Here is a 6,642-nt window from a genome sequence, read left to right as displayed (position 1 = left end):
GCTTCTATGAATAATGATTATATGATGACTGTTCTCAACTCCTTTTGTAAAGCTTGATTGAGATGCTCTTACCCTGGGTTTTTCCGGTAGTCTCCTAGAAGTAATGATGCTAGATTAGCAGTAGTTCTTGCTAATATATCCCTGACAATGCCTCTTTGTCCTAACTGTTCTTCTTGCCAGACAGTCAAAAACGGTCGCATTCACAACAGTAAACAGCGGTTTAAGTGTGTTAAGTGCGATCGGCAATTCGCAGAACATCCGCATTTATAAGGTGATTGAGCAGGAGACACGAGAACTAATTGATCGATTGTTGTTAGAACGTATTTCACTTGCCGGGATTGCTCGTGCGATCCTGATTTCTCAGCAATCGCTCCAAACCTACGTTAACGAGAAATATACTGGGGTACTCCGAAGGGTGGATTGATTGAATCCGTAGGAGAAGCGAATTATTTACCTGTCTCCTTTTTCTCCCGATTTAAATCCGATTAAAAGCAGAAGAGTTTCACCTCAAAAAATATCTACGTTGGGTTGGTGCACGTAAGTAATTACACCTGAGTGTCAGCACTTGTGTACGGATTCGACTCTATCGCTCTCAAAGCTCTCAAAAATTGCTTCACTCATTGTAGTTACTGTACCTAATACGATTGAAAACCGCTGTAAACGAAGGTGGGCGGGGCGGGTTTTAAAAGGGCAAAATCTCTCCTAGCAATGATTACGGGCTAAACCCGCCCCACAGACCATTTATATTGCTTTGCGCCTATCTACTTAGCTGGGGGATGTGTTATCATCAAAAATATAAAACTTAGATAAAAAGGGTAATATGTTTTACAAAAGTTCAGACTTTTTTAAGATACTTAACGAAACAATACTTTTTTCTAGTTTCAATATTAATTAAAGAAACAAAACAATATTTAGCCAAACTGCCCCCACTATTTACTTTCGCACAGCATCAAATACTGTTAACAGAGATACAATATTTATGAATATCAAGGCAAATTACAAACTAATAGAAAAAATTAGTGAAGGTTTAAATACAGTAGTTTATCGCGCAGAGAGGAGGGAAGATCAGACTGCTGTGATTATCAAAGCCCTGATCGCAGAATATCCTACTCTCGAAGAGATTATGCAATTGAGACATGAATATGAAATCTCCCGACATCTCAATTTAGAAGGTATTGTCAAGCCCTATGGATTGGAAAATCATCATCATGGTCTAGCACTGATATTGGAAGATTCAAAAGGAGAAGCCCTCAAAAACTTTTTTAATGGTCGCAAACTTGAACTCAAAGAGTTCTTAAAAATTGCAATTCAGTTAGCAGATACTCTGGGTAAGTTGCATGATAACAAAATTATTCATAAAGATATTAAGCCGACAAATATCATCATCACTCCTGCTACGTTAGAAGTAAAAATTACTGACTTTAGCATTGCCACGCGCTTGTCTAGAGAAACCCAAACACTCAGCCATCCCACTTTACTAGAAGGCACAATCGCCTATATCTCGCCAGAGCAAACAGGGCGAATGAATCGCTCAATTGACTATCGGACAGACTTCTACTCTTTAGGTATCACATTCTATGAAATGCTGTGCGGTGAATTACCATTTAAGGCTACAGATCCGATGGAATTAGTTCACTGCCACATCGCGAAACAGCCGACCCCACTCTGGGAAATTATGGCAAAAGAGCAAAACAGCAGACTAGAATTTACGAGCGATAATCCCACATCTAAAATTCAAAATGGTAAGATTATCAAAGCAATTGGTTACATAGTGATGAAATTATTAGCCAAGACTGCTGAGGATAGATATCAAAGTGGTTATGGTCTGAAAGCGGATCTAGAACAATGTCTAAATCAATTACAACAAACTGGCACAAATTCTAACTTCATTCCGGGTGAGCGTGATAAGTCCGGTCAATTTCTGATCCCACAAAAACTGTACGGACGAGAAACACAAGTAGCCAATCTAATGGATGCTTTTGACAGAGTTAGCGCTGGAACAGCCGAAATGATGCTAGTTTCTGGTTACTCAGGAATAGGTAAATCTTGCTTAGTTTATGAAATCCACAAACCCATTGTCGGAGCAAGGGGTTATTTTATTGCAGGTAAGTTTGACCAATTTAAACGAAATATTCCCTATGGAGCGTTAATTCAAGCTTTTGAAGAATTAATTCGGCAACTATTAACAGAAAGCCCTGAAAAAATTATCTTTTGGAAACAGAAGATTTTAAATGATTTAGGACAAAATACTAGAGTTATAATTGACGTTATTCCAGAATTGGAATTGATCGTTGGCGAGCAACCTCAAGTTTCTCAATTAGGGGCGATCGAATCACACAACCGTTTCAATCTTGCCTTTAAACAATTCATTCATGTTTTTACCCAAAAAGCACATCCCCTAGTTTTATTTTTGGATGATTTACAGTGGGCAGATTCTGCTTCTTTGAAATTGATTCATGTGCTTCTAACTGACCCAGATAGTCAATATTTATTGGTGATTGGAGCCTATCGAGATAACGAAGTCAGCGCAACTCATCCGTTAATGCAGACCTTAGATAGTATTTATTCATGCGGGTCAATAATAAATAATATCATTCTCCAACCGTTGACACTTAGTACAGTAAATCAATTAGTCGCTGATACCTTGGGTGACAACAGATCATCAGCAGCCGCTCCTCTTACTTGTTTTTCCCAGCAACACGGAGAAATTGAGCAAGAAAGTTTGCTTGCTAAAAACAATAACCATGAAAGAGAAAAGTGCAAGTTATTAGCTGAGTTAGTTTACAATAAAACTCAAGGCAATCCCTTTTTTCTAACTCAACTGCTCACATCCCTTTACGCAGAAAAACAGTTGACATTTGACTTCAGCATGGGCAGATGGCAGTGGGATATGGGGCAAATTCAAAGTGTTGCGATCGCAGATTATAATGTCGTAGAACTCATAGCCAGAAACATTCAAAAACTGCCTCCAGATACCCAGAAAGTCTTAAAGTTAGCAGCTTGTATTGGCAACAGGTTTAATTTAGACGTTTTAGCAATAGTAAGTGAAAAATCTATATCAGAAACGGCATCTGCTTTATGGGATGGGCTTCAGGAAGCCCTAATTTTACCCATCGGGGAAAGTGCCTATAAGCTTCCTTTACTCTTCAATGGTAATGAGTCATTGGTAATGGCTAGTGGTCAAGGATCTCAATCAGAAATTAATACTTCCAAAGTATCTTATAAGTTTTTGCATGACCGGGTGCAGCAAGCTGCCTACTCGCTCATTCCAGAGGAAGAGAAAAAAGCAACTCACCTAAAAATTGGTCAACTAATGTTGCAAAATACAAATAATGAAGAAAAAAAAGAAAATATTTTTGATCTGGTCAACCAACTAAATTTTGGCACTGACTTACTTAATCTTCAAGAAGAAAAGGATAATCTGGCTCAACTAAATTTAATAGCTGGTCAGAAAGCAAAAGCAGCAGCGGCTTATGAAGCCGCTGCCAGGTATTTAAATGTTGGTTTAGATCTGTTGGCAGAATCTACTTGGATTATTCAGTATGAATTGACCCTTTCTCTGTATGTAGAAGCAGTAGAAGCCGAATATTTAACTATTAATTTTAATCGGGCGAGTCATCTAGCTGAAGTGGTTTTAAAAAAAGCTAAATGTCTTTTAGATAGTCTTAAGATTTACGAGTTAAAAATACAGTTTTACAGTTCCCAGAATAAAATTAAAGAAGCATTAGATACATCTTTACAAGTTCTAGAAATGCTCGATTTTCGCTTGGAAGAAGAGTCACCTACTAAAATATTTATTGAGGACTGTTACAATCTTCCAGCTATGACCGATCCCTATAAGCTTGCAGCCATGAGGATCTTAAATACAGCTATTGCTCCTGTTTTTGTTCTAGCTCCCAATCTATTCCCGCTGGTTACATTTCAGATGGTCAATCTCTGTCGAAAATATGGGAATTCTTTACAGGCTCCTCATGCGTATGTTCTTTATGGTTTACTCTTGTGTTTCCAAGGAGAGATCGAGGCTGGCTTTAAATTTGGTCAACTAGCAGTTTCGCTTTTGGGAGAATTAAATGCTAGAGAACTAAAATCAAAAGTTACCTTGGTATTTAATGGTTTTATAAGACACTGGAAAGAGGATGCAAGAAAAACACTAGAACCTTTCCTTGAAGGAATTCAAAGTGGGTTAGATACGGGAGATATAGAATATGCTGGCTATAATGCTATTCACTATTGCGTTTATCCATTGCTGGCAGGAGAAAACCTGGACTCTGTTGCTAATAAACAGAGTCAATATATTGATATACTGCTGAAATTAAAACAGGAATATCCAAGCTTATCCTTAAGGATATGGAGACAGCTACTGTTTAATTTAATGGAAAAAACTGAGGATAGATATAGCTTAAATGGTGAATGGTTTAACGAAGAGCGAAACTTGCCTGATTTAGCTAAATCTAATAATTACACTTTGTTTTTCTGGTTTTACCTTGCAAAGTGCATTTTGTCCTATTTGTTTAAGGTTCCTAGTCAGTCTGTTGAAAATGCAAAGCTAGGGGTCAAATATGAACAAGCTATGAGTGGGATGATGTACGTAAGTGAACACAACCTATACTATTCTCTAGCTCTCCTTGCTCTGTATAAGGATGCCGAAAGTAACGACAAAATAGAGTATATAAGTCAAGTAGAGATAAATCAAGCAAAAATGCAGCGGTGGGCTGAGTCTGCTCCCACAAATTATCAGCATAAGTACGAGCTTGTGGAGGCGGAAAAAGCACGGGTACAAGGGCAAATTAAAGAAGCAATGGAATATTATGATAGAGCTATAGCAGGAGCTAAAGAACAAGGATACATTCAGGAAGAAGCACTAGCATCGGAACTAGCAGCAGAGTTTTATTTCTCCCTCGGCAGAGACAAGTTTGCTCAAATTTATCTAACACAAGCTTACTACGGGTATATTCGTTGGGGAGCTAAAACTAAAGTTAAAGATTTAGAGTCTAGATATCCTTTGGTATTTTCCGAGATGCTGATGCGAGAATCCATAGGCATAGAGATTAATAGAACAACAACATCGACCACGGGAGGAAGTTCGGCAGTTTTGGATTTGTCCACTGTGAACAAAGCATATCTAGCCTTGGCTGAAGAAATAGTTCTTGATAAGTTGCTAGACAAGTTACTTAAAATTGTGATGGAAAATGCTGGAGCTACAACAGGGTGCCTGATCTTAGAAAAAGATGGAAAGTTAGTGATAGAAGCTACAGGTGTTGTGGAGAAAGATGTGGTTGTATTGTGTTCAGAATCCCCCGTCGAAAACAGTGATAATCTGCCCATTACCATAATTAATTATGTAGGCATAACTAAAGCAAATGTGGTTTTAAATGATGCAGCAGTGTCACAAAGATTCATAAACGATCCTTACATCATAAAAACCAAACCGAAGTCAATATTATCTATGCCTATTATTAATCAAGGCAAGCTGATTGGTATTCTTTATTTGGAAAATAATATAACAACTGGTGCCTTTACAATGGAAAGGCTGGAATTATTAAAAATACTTTCTTCACAGATAGCTATATCCCTTAAAAATGCGATGCTCTATGGGAGATTGGAAACCGCTACTCAAAACTTGAAAACAGCTAATGAACAATTAGAGGATTACAACCAAACGCTTGAACAAAAAGTAGAAGAGAGGACTCAGCAGTTAAAACAAAAAAATAGCCTGCTGAGAGAACAAGCAATTCAACTTGAACTTACCCTAAAAGAATTGCAAGCGACACAGACTCAGCTAATTCAAACTGAAAAAATGTCAAGCCTGGGGCAAATGGTTGCTGGTATCGCTCACGAAATTAACAACCCAATTAACTTTATATACGGCAATCTTACCCCCGCTAGCGACTATTTTCATGACTTGCTGGGGTTGCTGAATCTCTATCAGGCTCAATTGCCTAATGCAACTCCTGAAATTCTGAATTTTGCAGAAAGTATCGATTTGGAATTCTTAATTTCCGATTTTCCTAGGCTGCTTGAATCGATGCAGCAAGGGGCAGAACGCATCCGCCAGATTGTCTTGTCGCTGCGAAATTTCTCGCGATTGGATGAGGCGGGAATGAAACGAGTAGATATTCATGAAGGGCTCGATAGCACTCTGCTACTGTTGCAAAATCAGCTAAAAGCTAAGCCCGACCATCCTGGAATTGAAATTATTAAAGAGTATGGTCAGATCCCTGAAATAGAATGTTATGCCGGCTTCCTGAACCAAGCATTTATGAATATACTCAGCAATGCGATTGATGCTATAGAGGAATCATTAGTGACTTCTCGTATAGCATCAATCCACAATAAAAAATCACAAGTTCGTATTCGTACCAGACTCATAAATACTAACCAAGTAGAGATTCGGATTGCCGACAATGGAGCGGGGATGACAGAGGAAGTAAGCCAGAAGATTTTTGACCCATTCTTTACTACAAAACGTGTCGGCTCTGGCACTGGTTTGGGATTGGCTATTAGCTACCAGATTGTAGTAGAAAAACATCATGGTAAGCTAACTTGTATTTCAGCGCCAGGAAATGGAGCGGAGTTTGTGATTGAGATCCCAATCAAGCACGGAACTCAGCAAGCTAGTAAGCCATCACCTATTTAACTTGT

At 38.4% G+C, this 6,642-nt stretch carries 2 protein-coding genes; both read left to right on the top strand.

Going from position 1 to position 6,642, the window contains the following annotated elements:
* The first annotated feature begins 147 nt into the window (after positions 1–147).
* Positions 148–270 carry an IS1/IS1595 family N-terminal zinc-binding domain-containing protein gene (locus tag QUA54_RS34630; RefSeq protein ID WP_445301603.1) on the top strand — a complete coding sequence of 41 codons (123 nt, stop codon included), beginning with the start codon at positions 148–150 and terminating at the stop codon, positions 268–270.
* A gap of 709 nt (positions 271–979) precedes the next feature.
* The gene (locus QUA54_RS30580; protein ID WP_333418370.1) at positions 980–6,637 is read left to right on the top strand and encodes an AAA family ATPase; all 5,658 of its coding nucleotides are present in this window, start codon (positions 980–982) and stop codon (positions 6,635–6,637) included.
* Positions 6,638–6,642 lie beyond the last annotated feature (5 nt).

Source organism: Microcoleus sp. MOSTC5 (assembly GCF_036701825.1).
GTDB lineage: Bacteria > Cyanobacteriota > Cyanobacteriia > Cyanobacteriales > Microcoleaceae > Microcoleus > Microcoleus asticus.
Note: the sequence above shows the minus strand (reverse complement) of the source record. Positions and strands in the feature narration are given on the sequence as shown.